Origin of the sequence: Streptococcus oralis, from assembly GCF_003943395.1 — a bacterium.
GTDB lineage: Bacteria > Bacillota > Bacilli > Lactobacillales > Streptococcaceae > Streptococcus > Streptococcus oralis_BF.
In genome coordinates, this window is record NZ_RJPJ01000014.1 from 21,118 (window position 1) to 39,219 (window position 18,102).

Sequence of the window (18,102 nt, forward strand, 5' to 3'; positions counted from 1 at the left end):
ATTATTGGCTTTTTTGAAATTTATGGTATAATAGTAGTAATTTAATAGATGGAGTTGAGTTTTGAAGAAAAACTTTCGTGTAAAAAAAGAGAAAGATTTTAAGGCTATTTTCACGGATGGAACAAGTTTTGCCAATCGAAAATTTGTTGTCTACCAATTGGAGAATCAGAAAAGTCATTTTCGAGTAGGGCTGTCCGTCAGTAAGAAATTAGGGAATGCAGTCACTAGAAATCAAATTAAAAGACGGATTCGACACATTTTGCTAAGTGTAAGGGAGCAGTTAGCTGATAACGTTGATTTTGTCGTAATTGCTCGAAAAGGGGTTGAAGGCTTGGATTATGCAGAAATGGAGAAAAATCTACTCCACGTATTAAAGTTATCAAAGATTTACCGGGAAGGAATTAGGAGTGAAAAAGAAACTACAGTTGATTAGTTTGCTGGGCTTGTCCTTATTTGTCATGACAGCCTGTGGGACGAGCGATGTTGCAGCAGATTCTACAGATATATGGAGTAAATTTGTCTATTTTTTTGCTGAAATCATCCGCTTTTTGTCCTTTGACATTAGTATCGGAGTGGGGATTATCCTCTTTACGATCCTGATTCGTACGATTCTATTGCCAGTCTTTCAGACTCAGATGGTGGCCTCTAGAAAAATGCAAGAGGCTCAACCACGCATCAAGGCTCTGCAAGAACAATATCCGGGTCGTGATATGGAAAGTAGAACCAAGCTGGATCAGGAGATGCGGAAGGTCTATAAAGAATTAGGGGTCAAACACTCTTCTTCTCTCTGGCCGATTTTGATTCAAATGCCGGTTCTCTTGGCTCTCTTCCAAGCCTTGACTCGAGTGGACTTTTTGAAAACAGGGCATTTTTTGTGGGTGAACCTTGGGGGAGTAGACACAAGCTTTATCCTTCCGATTTTGGCAGCAGTCTTTACCTTCTTAAGTAGCTGGTTATCGAATAAGGCTTTACCTGAAAGAAGTGGAGCTATGACAGGGATGATGTACGGGATGCCTGTACTGATCTTTATCTTTGCCATCTCTTCACCTAGTGGCGTAGCCTTGTACTGGGCAGTATCCAATGCTTATCAAGTTTTGCAAACCTACTTCTTAAATAATCCTTTTAAGATTATTGCAGCGCGTGAGGCGGAAGTACAGGCTAAAAAAGATTTGGAAAATAGAAAAAGAAAAGCCAAGAAAAAGGCTCAGAAAACGAAATAATAAGGAGGAATCTGATAATGGTATTATTTACAGGTTCAACTGTTGAAGAAGCAATCCAGAAAGGATTGAAAGAGTTAGGTATTCCGAGAATGAAGACTCACATCAAGGTCGTGTCCAAAGAGAAGAAAGGTTTTTTAGGCTTATTTGGGAAAAAACCAGCTCAAGTTGATATTGAGGCGATTAGTGAGACGACTGTGATTAAGGCCAATCAACAAGCTGTAAAAGGTGTTCCGAAAGAAATCAATGAACAAAACGAACCTGTTAAGACAGTAACAGAGGCTACAGTTGATCTTGGTCATGTTGTTGAGGCGATTAAAAAAATAGAAGAGGAAGGTCAGGGTGTTTCTGACGAAGTCAAGGCTGAAATCTTGAAAAATGAGAAACATGCTAGCACGATCTTAGAAGAAACAGGTCACATCGCGATTTTAAATGAATTGCAGACCGGAGATACTGGAGTGGAAGACCCAGCAAAGTGTGAAGAATTTGTATCTATGTCAGAATCGGTAGAAAGCCAGTCTTTGGAAGATCTAGGTTTGAAGGTGGAGCCGAGTTATGACATCGAACAAGTAGCAACTCAAGTGGCTAACTATGTTCAAACCATTGTGGACGATATGGATGTTGAAGGGACGATTTCAAGCGACTACAATCGTCGCACGATTAATCTTCAAATTGACACAAATGAACCAGGTCGTATTATCGGCTACCACGGAAAAGTATTGAAAGCACTTCAGCTTTTGGCGCAAAACTACCTCTACAATCGTTATTCAAGAACTTTTTATATCACAATCAACGTCAATGATTACGTTGAACACCGGGCAGAAGTCTTGCAAACCTACGCTCAAAAATTGGCGATTCGTGCATTAGAGGAAGGACGTAGCCAACAAACAGATCCAATGTCAAATAGCGAACGCAAGATTATCCATCGCATTATTTCACGCATGGATGGCGTGACGAGTTATTCTGAAGGTGACGAGCCAAATCGCTATGTTGTCGTAGATACGGAATAAACAAAATCAGGCTTGTCCTGATTTTTTGTTAGAAAAGGGAGAAGAAACAGATGATGGAAGCAATCAAGAACTATCTATCTTATGCAGGTATCCAATATCGTCATCCAGATAAGGCTGGAGATGAGCGAGAGAAGATGCTGGCGTTGCGCCACAAAGGGCAGGAGGCTCGCAAGGCTTTTACGAACCTAGCCAAGGCCTTCCAAGAAAAGCATCCAGAATGGCAACTGCAACAGACCAGTCAGTGGATGAACCAAGCGCAACGCTTGCGACCACATTTCTGGGTTTATTTACAGAGAGAGGGGGAGGTGACAGAACCTATGATGGCTCTTCGTTTGTATGGAACACCTGCTGACTTTGGGATTTCTTTGGAAGTCAGTTTCATCGAGCGTAAGAAAGACGAGCAGACTTTAGACAAGCAAGCCAAGGTTTTAGAACTTCCAGTGGTAGAAGGAATTTATTATCTAGTCTACTCAAATGGGGAAAGTCATAAGGTGGAGGCTACTGAGGAGAGCCGTCGTACTTTACGCGAGAAGGTGAGAAGTCAGGAAATTCGTAAAGTTTTGCTCAAGTCAGATGTTTCCTTCATTGAAAATCAGTCAGTAGAAGCGATATTGGAGAAGCTAGAAGACGCTTTTACACGCTTGTTGCCTTACTATGAGGTGACGAGGGGATAGAAAATCACATGTGTTAGATGAACGCAAATTGTTTTATTGCTATTCTATGCATTTTTTCATATAATAGTAAAATAGAATGTGTGATTCATTAATCACCTCAAAGAGAAAGGAAATTCTATGTCAAATCTATCTGTTAATGCAATTCGTTTTCTAGGTATTGACGCTATCAACAAAGCCAACTCAGGTCACCCAGGGGTGGTTATGGGGGCTGCTCCAATGGCCTATAGCCTCTTTACAAAGCAACTTCGTATCAATCCAGCACAACCAAACTGGATCAACCGCGACCGTTTTATTCTTTCAGCAGGACACGGATCTATGCTTCTTTATGCCCTTCTTCACCTTTCTGGTTTTGAAGATGTTAGCATGGATGAAGTCAAGAACTTCCGCCAATGGGGTTCCAAAACACCTGGTCACCCAGAATTTGGCCACACTGCAGGGGTTGACGCTACAACTGGTCCTCTAGGACAAGGGGTTTCTACTGCTACTGGTTTTGCCCAAGCAGAACGTTTCCTTGCGGCCAAATATAACCGCGAAGGCTTCAATATCTTTGATCACTATACTTACGTTATCTGTGGAGACGGAGATTTGATGGAAGGTGTTTCAAGCGAAGCGGCTTCATACGCAGGCTTGCAAAAACTTGACAAGTTGGTTGTTCTTTATGATTCAAATGACATCAACTTGGATGGTGAGACAAAGGATTCCTTCACTGAAAGTGTTCGTGATCGCTACAAAGCCTACGGCTGGCATACAGACTTGGTAGAAGATGGACCAGACTTGGAAGCTATCCATACGGCTATCGAAGCAGCTAAAGCTTCAGGAAAACCATCTTTGATTGAAGTGAAGACTGTGATTGGATACGGTTCTCCAAACAAACAAGGAACTAATGCCGTACACGGTGCTCCTCTTGGAGCAGATGAAACTGCAGCGACTCGCCAAGCGCTCGGCTGGGACTATGAACCATTTGAAATTCCAGCTGGAGTTTATGCTGATTTCAAAGAAAATGTTGCAGACCGTGGCGCATCAGCTTATCAAGCTTGGACTAAATTAGTTGCTGACTATAAAGAAGCTCATCCAGAACTGGCTGCAGAAGTAGAAGCCATCATCGACGGCCGTGATCCAGTTAAAGTGACTCCAGCAGACTTCCCAGCCTTAGAAAACGGCTTTTCTCAAGCTACTCGTAACTCGAGCCAGGATGCTTTAAACGTTGTAGCTGCTAAGTTGCCAACCTTCCTAGGTGGATCAGCTGACCTCGCTCACTCAAACATGACTTATATCAAGACTGACGGACTTCAAGATGATGCTAATCGCTTGAACCGCAATATTCAGTTTGGTGTTCGTGAATTTGCAATGGGAACGATCTTGAACGGGATGGCCCTTCACGGTGGGCTTCGTGTGTACGGTGGTACTTTCTTCGTCTTTTCTGACTATGTGAAGGCAGCTGTCCGCTTATCAGCCTTGCAAGGACTTCCTGTGACTTATGTCTTTACTCACGATTCAATCGCAGTTGGTGAAGATGGTCCAACTCACGAACCAGTTGAACACTTAGCAGGTCTTCGTGCTATGCCAAATCTGAATGTTTTCCGTCCAGCAGATGCGCGTGAAACTCAAGCGGCTTGGTACCTTGCCGTGACAAGCGAAAACACACCAACTGCCCTTGTCTTGACACGTCAAAACTTGACTGTCGAAGAGGGGACAGACTTTGACAAAGTTGCGAAAGGTGCCTATGTTGTCTATGAAAATGCAGCAGACTTTGATACGATCTTGATTGCAACAGGTTCAGAGGTAAATTTGGCGGTCGCAGCTGCCAAAGAATTGGCTAGCCAAGGTGCAAAAGTCCGTGTAGTTAGCATGCCATCAACAGATGTCTTTGACGCACAAGATGCAGCTTATAAGGAAGAAATCCTTCCAAATGCAGTTCGCCGTCGTGTTGCAGTCGAAATGGGTGCAACTCAAAACTGGTACAAATATGTTGGTCTTGATGGTGCAGTTCTCGGTATTGATACCTTCGGAGCATCTGCTCCAGCACCAAAAGTATTGGCAGAGTACGGATTTACAGTTGAAAATCTAGTCAAAGTCGTTCAAAACTTGAAATAATCACAAAAATCAGAGTGGAAACTCTGATTTTTTATAACCATAAAAACAAGGTACAACCTTGTAAAAGTAGCTGAAATTTGATATAGTAGTCCTATGTAAAATACAAAGGAGAAAATACTATGGAAAATATTAGTCCAAATTTAACATTTGTGATCATGCTTGTAGGTATGTTTGCCTTGATGTTCTTTATGCAACGTTCTCAAAAGAAACAAGCACAAAAGCGTATGGAAAGCTTGAACAAGCTTCAAAAAGGCTATGAAGTGATTACAATCGGTGGCCTTTACGGAACAGTTGATGAAGTAGATACTGAGAAGAAAACAATCGTACTGGATGTAGATGGCGTTTATTTGACTTTCGAATTGACTGCAATTAAGAGCGTTTTGCCACTCAAAGAAGCTGTGACACCAGAAGGAGCAGTTATCGACGAAAGCGGAGTAATCGAAGAATAAAACGGGACCTGTCACTCCCGTTTTTCTATGAGATGAGAGGAAAAGGGATGAAAAAAATAGTATTTGTGTGCCTAGGAAATATCTGCCGTAGCCCTATGGCAGAGTTTGTGATGAAATCCATGACGAGCGATTATCAAGTTGAGAGTCGGGCAACGTCATCATGGGAACATGGCAATCCGATTCATAAGGGAACGCAAGGAATTTTCCAGCAGTATCAGATTCCCTATGACAAAGACAAAACATCGCTTCAGATTGGCAGAGAGGACTTTGAATCGTTTGATTACATTATCGGTATGGATGCTTCAAACGTTTCAGATCTGCGTCAAATGTGTCCTCAGGAACTACAGCACAAAATCTACCCTTTTGCGTCTGAAAGTGTTCCAGATCCATGGTACACAGGAGATTTTGAGGAAACCTATGCTCGCATCACAAGTGGATGCCAAAGCTGGCTAGAGCGTTTAGAAAATGAGAGTGATAATGGAAAAGCTTAAAGAAATCTTCGAAAAATATCGAGTTTATCTAACTCGCCCACGTATAGAGATTGCAACTGTCCTTCTAATCGTTATCTGTGCCGTGTCAGTTTTTCTACTAAATACACCTAAAAAGGGTGTCCTGACACTTGATGGTGGTGCCCTTGTTTATGATGGCACCTTGGTAAGAGGAAAGATGAATGGTCAGGGTACCATGACCTTTGAAAATGGGGACCAATATACAGGAGCGTTCAACAATGGGGCCTTCAATGGTAAAGGAATCTTCCAGTCCAAATCTGGTTGGAAATATGAAGGTGATTTTGTAAATGGCCAGGCCGAAGGACAAGGGAAATTGACAACAGAGCAAGAAGTTGTCTATGATGGAACCTTTAAACAAGGCGTCTTTCAACAAAAACAATAGCCTCCTAATCAGGGGGCTATTGTCGAAAAATAAAAAGAAAACGCTTTCTGCGTTTGGATTCGATAAATAACTATCAACTAGAAAAACTTTGTGAAATAAAAAAATTTTCTCCATAATTTCACAATCGTCCAGATAAAACTCTATTGCATAGCTATATTGAGAAAAAAATCACAATCTCAGAAAAATTCTTTGTGAAATGCTTATGAAACTGTTTACAAAGCATAAAAAAAGAGTTATAATAAACTTGTGAAAAAATTAACAAAGGATTAAATCCTTGAAGGCTATGGAGGACAATATGGCTGATAAAAAAACGTTAACACCTGAGGAAAAACAACTCGCTGCTGAAAAGCATGTCGACGGGTTAGTGAAAAAAGCCTTGGTTGCGCTTGATGAAATGCGCAAGTTGAACCAAGAACAAGTTGACTATATCGTAGCGAAAGCTTCAGTTGCAGCTCTTGATGCGCACGGAATTCTTGCTCAACACGCAGTTGAAGAAACTGGTCGTGGAGTATTTGAAGACAAGGCAACGAAAAATCTATTTGCTTGCGAACACGTAGTGAACAATATGCGTGGAGTTAAAACAGTTGGCGTGATCGAAGATGATCCAGTTACAGGCTTGACTAAAATTGCAGAACCTGTCGGTGTAGTGTGTGGTGTCACTCCAACAACGAACCCAACATCAACAGCTATTTTCAAGTCACTCATTGCTTTGAAAACACGTAATCCAATCGTGTTTGCTTTCCACCCATCAGCTCAAGAATCTTCTGCTCACGCAGCACAAATCGTTCGTGATGCAGCTATCGCAGCTGGAGCACCTGAAAACTGTGTTCAATGGATTACAGAACCATCTATGGAAGCAACTGGAGCGCTTATGAACCACGAAGGTGTTGCAACTATCCTTGCAACTGGTGGTAATGCTATGGTTAAGGCAGCTTACTCATGTGGGAAACCAGCTCTTGGGGTAGGTGCCGGAAACGTTCCTGCTTATGTAGAAAAATCTGCTGACCTCCGTCAAGCTGCTCATGATATCGTCATGTCTAAATCATTTGACAATGGTATGGTCTGTGCATCAGAGCAAGCGGTTATCATTGATAAAGAAGTCTATGATGAATTTGTAGAAGAATTCAAATCATACCACACTTACTTTGTAAACAAAAAAGAAAAAGCCCTTCTTGAAGAATTCTGTTTCGGTGTGAAAGCCAACAGCAAGAACTGTGCAGGCGCTAAACTAAATGCAAACATCGTTGGTAAACCAGCAGCATGGATTGCAGAACAAGCAGGATTCAGCGTTCCAGAAGGAACAAACATCTTGGCTGCAGAATGTGCAGAAGTAGGACCAAAAGAACCATTGACTCGTGAAAAATTGTCACCAGTTATCGCTGTCCTAAAAGCTGAAGATACAGAAGACGGTCTTACAAAAGCTCGTCAAATGGTTGAGTTTAACGGACTTGGTCACTCAGCAGCTATCCATACAAAAGATGAAGCTCTTGCTAAACGCTTTGGTACAGAAATCAAAGCAATGCGTATTATCTGGAACTCTCCATCTACTTTCGGTGGTATCGGTGACGTATACAATGCCTTCATTCCATCATTGACACTTGGATGTGGTTCATATGGACACAACTCAGTCGGTGATAATGTGAGTGCGATCAACCTTCTAAACATCAAGAAAGTAGGGAAACGTAGAAATAATATGCAGTGGTTTAAAGTTCCTTCAAAAATTTACTTCGAACGCAATTCTATCCAATACCTTCAAACTTGTGAAGATATTGAACGCGTTATGATCGTTACAGACAAATCTATCGAAAAACTTGGCTTTGTTCAACGTGTTATTGATCAATTGAACGCACGTAACAACCGTGTAACGATCCAAGTCTTCTCAGATGTTGAACCAGATCCAGACATCACAACTGTAGAGCGTGGTGCTGAAGTGATGAAAGCATTTGAACCAGATACAATTATCGCTCTTGGTGGTGGTTCTCCAATGGACGCAGCGAAAGTAATGTGGCTCTTCTACGAACAACCAGAAATCGACTTCCGTGACTTGGTTCAAAAATTCATGGATATCCGTAAACGTGCCTTCCGCTTCCCATCACTTGGTAAGAAAGCGAAGTACATCGGTATCCCAACAACTTCAGGTACAGGTTCAGAAGTAACACCATTTGCTGTTATCTCTGATAAGAAAAACAATCGTAAATACCCATTGGCTGACTACTCATTGACACCAACTATTGCCATTGTTGACCCTGCTTTGGTTGAGTCAGTTCCAGACTTCATCGCTGCTGATACAGGTATGGACGTCTTGACTCACGCGACTGAAGCCTACACTTCAAACTTTGCTAACGACTACACAGACGGTATCGCCCTTCAAACAATCAAACTTGTCTTTGAATGGTTGGAAAAATCTGTTAAGACAGCTGATCCAGAAGCTCGTGAAAAAATGCATAATGCATCTACAATGGCTGGTATGGCCTTCGCCAATGCCTTCCTTGGTATGAGCCACTCAATGGCCCACAAGATCGGTGGTGTTCACCACACTGTTCACGGACGTACAAACGCAATCTTGCTTCCATACGTTATCCGTTACAACGGAACTCGTCCATCTAAGACGACTACATGGCCTAAATACAACTACTGGAAAGCTGATGAGAAATTCCAAGACATCGCGAAAATGCTTGGCTTGCCTCACTCAACTCCAGAAGAAGCAGTTGAAGCATACGCTAAAGCTGTTTACGAACTTGGTGTTGCAGTAGGTATCAAGATGAACTTCAAGGATCAAGGAATCGATGAAAAAGTTTGGAAAGACAGCTTGCATGAAATCGCCTTGCTTGCTTATGAAGATCAATGTTCACCTGCTAACCCACGCTTGCCAATGGTAGCTGACATGGAAGAAATCATGGCAGATGCTTACTATGGTTATGCAGAACGTCCAGGACGTCGTAAATAATCGTTTATCAGCCTAGAGACAGGAGAAATCCTGTCTCTTTTTTGTACATTTTTTTGAAAAATGATATAATAAGCGCATATATTTATTTGAATATCAAATATTTTTATGACATTGTGAGGAAGATATGGGACAAGTGAATGAACTAGGAGAGAAGGTACGTCTTCTTAGAGAGGAGAAAGGGCTTAGTCGTCCAGTCTTTTGCGGGGATGAGTCTGAATTATCAGTCCGTCAGTTGGTCCGCATTGAAAAAGGAGAATTTCGTCCTACGATAAAAACACTAGAATACATTGCAGATAGGCTAGGCATTCCATCCTATGTCTTGATGCCAGACTACAAGGAATTACCCAAGCGTTACCAAGAATTAAAATACTTTCTTCTTCATCATCCTGACTATGGAGACAAAGAGTTGCAGGAACGAAAGGAAGAATATTTTTATGAGATTTTTGAATATTTTTATGATGATTTGCCACATGATGAGAAAGTGCTAGTGGATTGTCTTCAAGCTATAGATGCAGTGAGAGCGACTGGTAATTCCTTGTATGGTGATAGTGTGCTTGAAAATGGTTTACAAGATTTACTATCCAGAGATGTATATAAGGCTGAGGATTTATTGAAATTGAGGCTGTATTTTGTATGTAAGTTAATGGATGGTTTAAACGAGGGTGAGATAAAAAAGTCTGAGCATGAGAATATTCTTTATTTTCATGACAAATTAAGTTCTCAGGTTGATAAGATAGAGTTCGATTGTTTGGACTTACTTAGAGACTCCTTGTTAGCTTCTTTAACTTGTATAGAGATTATGGGGTTGCTTCATTATTTTAAGAGGGCAGTCGAGACCTTAAATAAAATAGGGCAAAAAACACGAGATTTTCAAAAACAACCGATTGTCTTGATGCTTGAGTGGAAATATTATATTCAGACGGATTATGAAACGGCCAAACACAAGTATGAAGAAGCAAAAATGATGGCGAGAATGTTTGGCAATGAGCAGTTACTCGTTAGTTTAGATAATGAATGGGCCGAGGATCTAGAAAGATATCGTTAAAGGGTTTATAGGAGTGACATTTCTGTCATTGGGGAAATGTCGCTTTTTTGTTACAATGGATTCGAAAAAAGAAGGAATTTTTTTGAATCTGATTCTGTTAGATTATTTTATATTAGCATTGTTTATTTTAGTTTGTATCGGTACACGATAACACAAGTGATTAAAGGAGATTATAATGTCTATTTTATCCATGAAAAATATTTCAAAATTTTACGCTTTGGACGGCAAACATAAAGAGCAGGCTCTAAGAAATATTAATCTACAGATTGCAGAAGGGGAAATCACGGCGATTTATGGTCCGTCAGGCTGTGGAAAAACCAGTCTATTAAATATTATCAGCGGTTTAGATAGGGAGTACGAGGGAGTTTTAGATTTTAAAGGGGAATCTCTCAGAGAACTATCGGAGATTGAATTGACTCAATTTCGCAAAGACAACATTGGGTTTGTCTTTCAAAACTTCAATCTCATCCCCCATCAATCGGTTCTAGATAATGTCAAGTTACCTCTCTATGTCAAAGATTTATCGGATAAAGAAATGACAAGGATCGCTCAGGAGCAACTTCATAGTCTAGGGATGGAGCCTTTTATGGCTAAGAATGTAAAACAGCTTTCTGGTGGGCAAAAGCAACGTGTAGCCATTGCACGTGCTTTGGTCAATCAACCAGATATGATTGTAGCTGATGAACCAACTGGATCGCTCGATTCTCAATCTCAGGAGATGGTTTTGGAAGTGTTCAAAAATTTGGCCCAAGCTGGGAAAACTGTACTGATTGTTACTCATAACCCGGAGGTTACTGAGTATGCAGATGTGATTGTCAAAATGAAGGATGGTGAAGTCGTTGAAGAAGTCAAAAAATAAAGGATTGTCCTTTAAAAACAAATTCAAGCTTTCTTTAAGTAACTTTATGGAAAGAAAGTGGCGTAACTTGTTGATTGCAGTAGCAACCTCGATTGGTTTTGTAGGCGTGTTGATTTCTTTTGGTCTAGGGAATGCCTTGATTTCGATGATTGATGAAAATACCAACGGAGGCAAGCTTCCTTCCCAAGTTCAGATTGCACTGAATTCCAGTGTTGCTGGAAGAGGTTTTCTGAACCAAGATGATAAGAACTACATCACAGATACGATTGGGAAAGAAAATATTAAATATCTAGAGAGTCCTTTTGGCATGACCATGTCAAAGATTAGCATAGACGGACACGAAGTGGATTTTAGCCAAGCCCTGCCTTCTTATGCTCAGGTCGTGAGTTTGTACGAAGATGCAAGTATTTCTGTTACTAGCAATGAAAAAGAAAAAGTGCTAGCAGGCTCTCTTTATACGGATGTTAACGAGCAGGGATTGACGATTCCGATGAGTTTACTCAAAAATTGGAATGAACAAACCGGGAACAATCTGACAGCTAGTGATGTGATTGGCAAACCAGTCTCGGCAAGCATTGTAGAAAATGCTGCTGAAGGTAGCAAGTTGGCAGGTTTTCAGACTCATATTGTGCGTGTCATCAATGACGAAGATGATACAGAAGATAGTAATAGTTTTATGGCTCCCAAGCAGATGGAAACGATTTTAAAAGAAGCTGAATTCACAAAGGCCGTATCCTATTTTATTTTGGAGCTTAAAGACCCATCTCGTACGAAAACAGTAACAGAAGAATTGCAGAAAAATAAGAAGTATACAGTTCTCTCTCAACAGGCTGTTCTTGATATTGTGATTACCTTTATTCGTGTCATCCAGGGATTACTGATTGTGCTTTCTTCACAAGCGATTGTGGTGGCAGCAGTTATGATAGGCATTATCATTTATATCAATATCATGCAACGTTCTAAGGAAATCGGTGTCATGAAGGCCGTTGGCTATCAAAATAGAGATGTGAAAGGAATCTTTATCTACGAAGCTCTTTGGATTGTAGGAATTGCCTTGTTTATAGCTTTCATCATTGCTCAAGGGATAGGCAGTCTAGCGAATGTTATTGTTCACCATTTCTATCCATCAATCTCTAAAGTTTTTGAATTAAATCTTCTCTCTATTTTAGGGACATTCATTTTTGCTTTGTTTCTTGGCTATATTTCTGCCTTCTTCCCAGCACGTAAGATTAGCAAAATGGATCCAGTGGAATCCTTACGCTATGAGTAGAGAAAGAAACTACAGTGGCATCCTATCAAAAAGAAACTGACATAGAAAATCAAGGTCAGCACTTGCAATTAAGCTCAAATAGTTATATAATAGGTTCGTTGAAAGGTGATTTGTAGTGATTCAAGTTACTCTTTTCACAATAAAAATTTCATGATTTTCATAAGGAGGAAATCACTAATGGTAGTTAAAGTTGGTATTAACGGTTTCGGCCGTATCGGTCGTCTTGCTTTCCGCCGTATCCAAAACGTAGAAGGTGTTGAAGTTACTCGCATCAACGACCTTACAGATCCAGTTATGCTTGCTCACTTGTTGAAATACGACACAACTCAAGGTCGTTTCGACGGTACTGTAGAAGTTAAAGAAGGTGGATTCGAAGTTAACGGTAAATTCGTTAAAGTTTCTGCTGAACGTGATCCAGAACAAATCGACTGGGCTACTGACGGTGTAGAAATCGTTCTTGAAGCAACTGGTTTCTTTGCTAAGAAAGATGCAGCTGAAAAACACCTTAAAGGTGGAGCTAAGAAAGTTGTTATCACTGCTCCTGGTGGAAACGACGTTAAAACAGTTGTATTCAACACTAACCACGACGTTCTTGACGGTACTGAAACAGTTATCTCAGGTGCTTCATGTACTACAAACTGCTTGGCTCCAATGGCTAAAGCTCTTCAAGACAACTTCGGTGTTGTAGAAGGATTGATGACTACTATCCACGCTTACACTGGTGACCAAATGATCCTTGACGGACCACACCGTGGTGGTGACCTTCGCCGTGCTCGCGCTGGTGCTGCAAACATCGTTCCTAACTCAACTGGTGCTGCTAAAGCTATCGGTCTTGTAATCCCAGAATTGAACGGTAAACTTGACGGATCTGCACAACGTGTTCCAACTCCAACTGGATCAGTTACTGAATTGGTAGCAGTTCTTGAAAAGAACGTTACTGTTGATGAAGTAAACGCAGCTATGAAAGCAGCAGCTAACGAATCATACGGTTACACAGAAGATCCAATCGTATCTTCAGATATCGTAGGTATGTCTTACGGTTCATTGTTTGACGCAACTCAAACTAAAGTTCTTGACGTTGACGGTAAACAATTGGTTAAAGTTGTATCATGGTACGACAACGAAATGTCATACACTGCACAACTTGTACGTACTCTTGAATACTTCGCAAAAATCGCTAAATAATTCTTGAGTCGATAAAAGCAAGGCCACGTGGTCTTGCTTTTTCTATATATAAAAATGGATGATAGTGTCATCCATTTTGTTTTAATTCTGTTTCAAAAGTATCCGAGAGGGCAGTGAAACTCAATTTTTCTAAGGTGAGTGGATGGGTAAAGGATAGTCGGAAGGCATGGAGCATCAGCCGGCTTGCTTTTGATCTAGAGTTATAGAGAGGATCGCCTAGGATAGGATGCTTGTGATGAGAGAGGTGAACACGAATCTGATGCGTTCGACCGGTCTTTAGTTTGCAACGAACTAGAGAAGTCTTATTTGGAAATTGCTTTAATCGACTGATATGCGTTTCAGCATATTGCCCATTTTTGGGATCTACCACTCGTTTTCTGCGATCGTGTCGATCACGGCCAATTTTATCTCGAAAGACAAGTTCTTTACTCTCTACTCGTCCTTCTACAAGTGCCCAGTACTCGCGAGCAATTTCCTTTTTCTCCAACAAACGATTGAGAATGGGGAGGATAAAAGGATTTTTAGCGAAAAGTACTAAACCGCTTGTTTCCATATCAAGGCGATGAACGACATAACAAGTTTGGCCGACGTAGGCGCTGACATGATTGAGAAGGGCGATTTCGTTTGGCTGGTTACCGTGGGTTTTCATGCCCTCGGGTTTGTTGACGATAATGAGATGTTGGTCTTGATAAACTTCTTGAACGAGGTCTGGATTGCCCCAAAGAATTTCCTTTTTGGGATAATCTTCCTCGTCGAAAGTCAACTGGCAAACATCCCCTGGTTTGACCATCTCGTTCCAGTGAACTTCTTCGTGATTAATTAAGATATTCTTCTTTATTCTCAAAAAATGGCGGATTTTTCTAGGGATGAGGAGTTGTTCCTCTAGAAATTGTTTGACCGTCATTTGAGGCAAGGATTCGGGTAATGTAAATGTGAATTGCATACAGATATTGTAACAAAAAAAGCCCTATTTGGATAGGGAATAGCTAAATTCTTGAGTTCCTATGGTGAAGATGATAAAATAAACGCATGAAATTAGATAAATTATTTGAGAAGTTCCTTTCTCTCTTTAAAAAAGAAACGAATGAATCGGCGGAGTCTGATTCGACTAGCATGCGTCGTTCACGGAGCGACAGAAAAAAATTGTCCCAAGTAGGCCCGATTCGGAAATTTTGGCGTCGTTACCATCTGACAAAGATCGTCATCATTTTAGGGTTAAGTGCAGGTTTGCTAGTAGGAACCTACTTGTTTGCGATAGCCAAGTCGACCAATGTCAATGATTTGCAAAATGCCTTGAAAACGCGAACTCTAATTTTTGACCGCGAAGAAAAAGAGGCAGGAGCCCTATCAGGTCAAAAGGGAACCTATGTTGAACTGGCAGATATCAGTAAAGATTTGCAGAATGCTGTCGTCGCGACAGAGGACCGTTCCTTTTATAAAAATGATGGGATTAACTACGGTCGTTTCTTTCTAGCCATCCTTACAGCGGGGCGTTCTGGAGGAGGGTCCACCATCACTCAACAGTTGGCAAAAAATGCCTACCTTTCTCAGGACCAGACCGTTGAACGGAAGGCCAAGGAGTTTTTCCTCGCCTTGGAGTTGACAAAAAAATACAGTAAGGAGCAAATCCTTACTATGTACCTCAATAACGCCTACTTTGGAAATGGGGTCTGGGGTGTAGAGGATGCGAGTAAGAAATATTTCGGTGTATCGGCTGTGGAATTAAGCCTTGATCAAGCGGCAACTCTAGCTGGGATGCTCAAGGGGCCAGAGTTGTATAATCCTTTGAATTCCATTGAAGATTCAACTAACCGCAGGGATACTGTATTACAAAATATGGTTGCGGCGGGCTATATTGATAAAAATCAAGAGACCGAAGCGGCTGGAGTAGATATGGCTTCTCAACTGCAAGATAAGTATGAAGGCAAGATTTCTGATTATCGTTACCCATCCTATTTTGACGCGGTTGTCAACGAAGCAGTTTCTAAGTATAATCTAACAGAAGAAGAGATTGTCAACAACGGTTATCGAATCTATACAGAACTTGACCAAAACTATCAAGCAAACATGCAGGTTATTTACGAAAACACTGCGCTATTTCCAACGGCAGAAGATGGAACGCATGCTGAATCAGGTAGTGTTGCTCTAGAGCCTAAAACGGGTGGAGTGCGTGGAGTTGTTGGTCGCGTAGCTGGTGATGACAAATCAGGCTTCCGTAATTTTAACTATGCAACTCAGTCTAAACGCAGCCCAGGCTCGACGATTAAGCCTTTGGTCGTTTACACTCCAGCTGTGGAAGTTGGATGGGCTCTGAACAAGCAACTGGACAACCACACCATGCAGTATGACAGTTATCAAGTAGACAACTATGCTGGCATTAAAACTTCTCCTGAAGTACCTATGTATCAAGCCTTGGCAGAATCACTCAACCTACCAGCGGTTGCGACTGTAAATGATTTGGGGATCAATAAGGCTTTTGAAGCTGGAACGAGATTTGGTCTGAATATGGAGAAAGTTGACCGCGTTCTCGGAGTTGCCCTTGGTGGAGGTGTGGAGACGAATCCTCTCCAGATGGCGCAAGCCTATGCAGCCTTTGCTAATGGGGGTTTAATGCCTGAAGCACATTTCATCACTCGTATTGAAAATGCCAGCGGTCAGGTCATCAAGAGTCATAAAAACTCCCAAAAACGAGTGATTGATAAGTCGGTAGCTGATAAAATGACCAGTATGATGCTAGGAACATTTACCAATGGTACAGGAATTAGTTCGTCACCAGCGGATTACATTATGGCTGGTAAAACAGGTACGACTGAAGCTGTTTTCAATCCAGAATATACCAGTGACCAGTGGGTGATTGGTTATACTCCGGATGTGGTCATCAGCCACTGGCTCGGCTTCCCAACAACAGATGAGAATCATTATTTAGCAGGTTCGACCTCAAATGGAGCAGCCCACGTTTTTAGAAGTATGGCTAATACCATTTTGCCTTACACTCCAGGTAGCACCTTTACAGTGGAGAATGCCTATAAACAAAATGGTATTGAACCAGAAAATACGAAAAAGCAGGTTGTTGAAAATGAGACAAACCAGTCTGAGGACCCGATAGGAGATATTCGTAGTCGTGCACAAAACCTTGTAGATGAAGCGGGACGTGCGATTTCGGATGCAAAGATAAAAGAAAAAGCTCAGACAATCTGGGACTCTTTCGTCAATCTCTTTCGTTAAGAGGCTTGTCAAAGCCTAGGTTTCTTGTTATAATAGATAAGATGGAGGCGTTATGGCACTAAAAAAAGCAAGCCTAGCTTGTGCAGTTTGTGGTTCAAGGAATTACTCAATCAAAATTAGTGGGAACCCCAAGCCAACACGACTAGAAGTAAATAAATTTTGTAAGCATTGTGGAAAATATACGACACATAGAGAAACGAGATAGGAGAGAACGATGGGTTTTATTAAGGATATTTTTAAACTTCTTAAAGAAACAACTTGGCCAACTCGCAAAGAAAGCTGGAGAGATTTTCGCTCAATTATGGAATACACAGCCTTCTTTGTGGTTATCATTTACATTTTTGACCAGTTGATTGTTTCAGGTTTGATTCGATTTATTAACATTTTTTAGAAGAAAAGCGGAAGACTTCTGCTGGCTTTCTTCTATTATGTATGAAAGGAAATATCATGGATAGTTTTGACAAAGGATGGTTTGTTCTACAAACTTATTCTGGCTATGAAAATAAGGTAAAAGAAAATCTATTGCAACGTGCGCAAACATATAACATGTTGGATAATATTCTACGCGTTGAGATTCCAACACAAACCGTGCAAGTTGAGAAAAATGGAAAGAAAAAGGAAGTTGAAGAGAATCGCTTTCCGGGTTATGTCCTTGTAGAAATGGTCATGACAGATGAAGCATGGTTCGTCGTTCGAAATACACCTAACGTAACAGGATTCGTCGGGTCACACGGGAACAGATCAAAACCAACACCACTATTGGAACAAGAAATCCGTGATATTCTGGTTTCAATGGGACAAACTGTTCAAGAGTTCGATATTGACGTTGAAGTTGGCCAGACAGTCCGCATCATTGATGGCGCTTTTGCAGACTATACAGGTAAAATTACTGAAATTGATAACAACAAAGTGAAGATGATTATCTCTATGTTTGGTAATGATACGATTGCAGAAGTAAATCTCAACCAAATTGCAGAATTATAACCCAGAGAGGCAGTGCCTCTCTTTTTATGTGCCGTTGAGGGAGGAAGAAGTATAGAATAGAGAAAGTAGACTCAGGGGCTCGCGCATTTTGTTAAACTAAATGCAGAAAGGAGAGGCCTATGAATCTGAAAGAACTATACGAAGAAAGCAAAGGGATTGTCCATAAGTGCCGCAAAGAATACCATTTACATCTGTGGGAGAAAGAGGACTGGGATCAGGAGGGGATGCTGTGCCTGTATGAGCTGGTGAATC

The 18,102-nt window shown here is 41.1% G+C and carries 18 protein-coding genes and 1 pseudogene; 18 read left to right on the forward strand and 1 reads right to left on the reverse strand.

Features of this window, described 5'->3' with window-relative positions:
• The first annotated feature begins 61 nt into the window (after positions 1–61).
• The 13 genes from rnpA (at position 62) to gap (ending at position 13,641) form a co-directional block, all read left to right on the forward strand.
• Positions 62–433, forward strand: coding sequence for a ribonuclease P protein component (gene rnpA / locus D8802_RS09490; protein ID WP_125395666.1), 372 nt, complete (start codon positions 62–64; stop codon positions 431–433).
• On the forward strand, positions 408–1,220 hold the full coding sequence (locus D8802_RS09495; protein WP_000728094.1) for a YidC/Oxa1 family membrane protein insertase: 813 nt from the start codon (positions 408–410) through the stop codon (positions 1,218–1,220). The genes rnpA and D8802_RS09495 overlap by 26 nt, the downstream gene beginning before the upstream one ends.
• A 17-nt stretch (positions 1,221–1,237) precedes the next feature.
• Entirely contained in the window at positions 1,238–2,227 is a 990-nt protein-coding gene (gene jag, locus D8802_RS09500) for an RNA-binding cell elongation regulator Jag/EloR (RefSeq protein ID WP_125395667.1), read from the forward strand.
• A gap of 50 nt (positions 2,228–2,277) precedes the next feature.
• Complete coding sequence (locus D8802_RS09505; RefSeq protein ID WP_125395668.1) at positions 2,278–2,901, forward strand: ribonuclease P; 624 nt, start codon at positions 2,278–2,280, stop codon at positions 2,899–2,901.
• Positions 2,902–3,018: 117 nt separating this feature from the next.
• Positions 3,019–4,995, forward strand: coding sequence for a transketolase (tkt, locus tag D8802_RS09510; protein WP_125395669.1), 1,977 nt, complete (start codon positions 3,019–3,021; stop codon positions 4,993–4,995).
• A gap of 128 nt (positions 4,996–5,123) precedes the next feature.
• Positions 5,124–5,444, forward strand: a complete 321-nt coding sequence (gene yajC, locus D8802_RS09515; RefSeq protein ID WP_125395678.1) for a preprotein translocase subunit YajC — start codon at positions 5,124–5,126, stop codon at positions 5,442–5,444.
• 47 nt (positions 5,445–5,491) lie between these two features.
• Complete coding sequence (locus D8802_RS09520) at positions 5,492–5,935, forward strand: low molecular weight protein-tyrosine-phosphatase (protein ID WP_125395670.1); 444 nt, start codon at positions 5,492–5,494, stop codon at positions 5,933–5,935.
• Positions 5,922–6,335 carry an MORN repeat-containing protein gene (locus D8802_RS09525; protein ID WP_125395671.1) on the forward strand — a complete coding sequence of 138 codons (414 nt, stop codon included), beginning with the start codon at positions 5,922–5,924 and terminating at the stop codon, positions 6,333–6,335. Before D8802_RS09520 ends, D8802_RS09525 begins: the two co-directional genes overlap by 14 nt.
• A gap of 295 nt (positions 6,336–6,630) precedes the next feature.
• Positions 6,631–9,282, forward strand: coding sequence for a bifunctional acetaldehyde-CoA/alcohol dehydrogenase (adhE, locus tag D8802_RS09530; protein WP_125395672.1), 2,652 nt, complete (start codon positions 6,631–6,633; stop codon positions 9,280–9,282).
• A gap of 124 nt (positions 9,283–9,406) precedes the next feature.
• Positions 9,407–10,327, forward strand: coding sequence for a helix-turn-helix domain-containing protein (locus D8802_RS09535; protein ID WP_125395673.1), 921 nt, complete (start codon positions 9,407–9,409; stop codon positions 10,325–10,327).
• A 175-nt stretch (positions 10,328–10,502) separates the two neighbouring features.
• A complete protein-coding gene (locus tag D8802_RS09540) occupies positions 10,503–11,186 on the forward strand; it encodes an ABC transporter ATP-binding protein (RefSeq protein WP_125395674.1) in 684 nt (227 codons plus the stop codon).
• Complete coding sequence (locus D8802_RS09545; protein WP_185758225.1) at positions 11,155–12,456, forward strand: ABC transporter permease; 1,302 nt, start codon at positions 11,155–11,157, stop codon at positions 12,454–12,456. Before D8802_RS09540 ends, D8802_RS09545 begins: the two co-directional genes overlap by 32 nt.
• A gap of 177 nt (positions 12,457–12,633) precedes the next feature.
• Positions 12,634–13,641, forward strand: coding sequence for a type I glyceraldehyde-3-phosphate dehydrogenase (gene gap / locus D8802_RS09550; protein WP_002893859.1), 1,008 nt, complete (start codon positions 12,634–12,636; stop codon positions 13,639–13,641).
• A gap of 67 nt (positions 13,642–13,708) precedes the next feature.
• On the opposite strand, the gene D8802_RS09555 is transcribed toward gap, so the two are convergent.
• Entirely contained in the window at positions 13,709–14,584 is an 876-nt protein-coding gene (locus D8802_RS09555; RefSeq protein WP_125395675.1) for an RluA family pseudouridine synthase, read from the reverse strand.
• A gap of 86 nt (positions 14,585–14,670) precedes the next feature.
• Here D8802_RS09555 and pbp2a point away from each other — a divergent pair, with 86 nt between their 5' ends.
• From pbp2a to D8802_RS10395, 5 genes and pseudogenes are all read left to right on the forward strand, one after another.
• Positions 14,671–16,866 carry a penicillin-binding protein PBP2A gene (pbp2a, locus tag D8802_RS09560; protein ID WP_125395676.1) on the forward strand — a complete coding sequence of 732 codons (2,196 nt, stop codon included), beginning with the start codon at positions 14,671–14,673 and terminating at the stop codon, positions 16,864–16,866.
• Positions 16,867–16,918: 52 nt separating this feature from the next.
• Positions 16,919–17,071, forward strand: a complete 153-nt coding sequence (gene rpmG / locus D8802_RS09565; protein ID WP_001809375.1) for a 50S ribosomal protein L33 — start codon at positions 16,919–16,921, stop codon at positions 17,069–17,071.
• A gap of 9 nt (positions 17,072–17,080) precedes the next feature.
• A complete protein-coding gene (gene secE / locus D8802_RS09570; protein WP_000505776.1) occupies positions 17,081–17,257 on the forward strand; it encodes a preprotein translocase subunit SecE in 177 nt (58 codons plus the stop codon).
• 56 nt (positions 17,258–17,313) lie between these two features.
• Positions 17,314–17,850, forward strand: a complete 537-nt coding sequence (gene nusG, locus D8802_RS09575; protein ID WP_000376732.1) for a transcription termination/antitermination protein NusG — start codon at positions 17,314–17,316, stop codon at positions 17,848–17,850.
• A gap of 119 nt (positions 17,851–17,969) precedes the next feature.
• Positions 17,970–18,102, forward strand: a pseudogene (locus tag D8802_RS10395) (sigma-70 family RNA polymerase sigma factor); the annotation flags it as partial.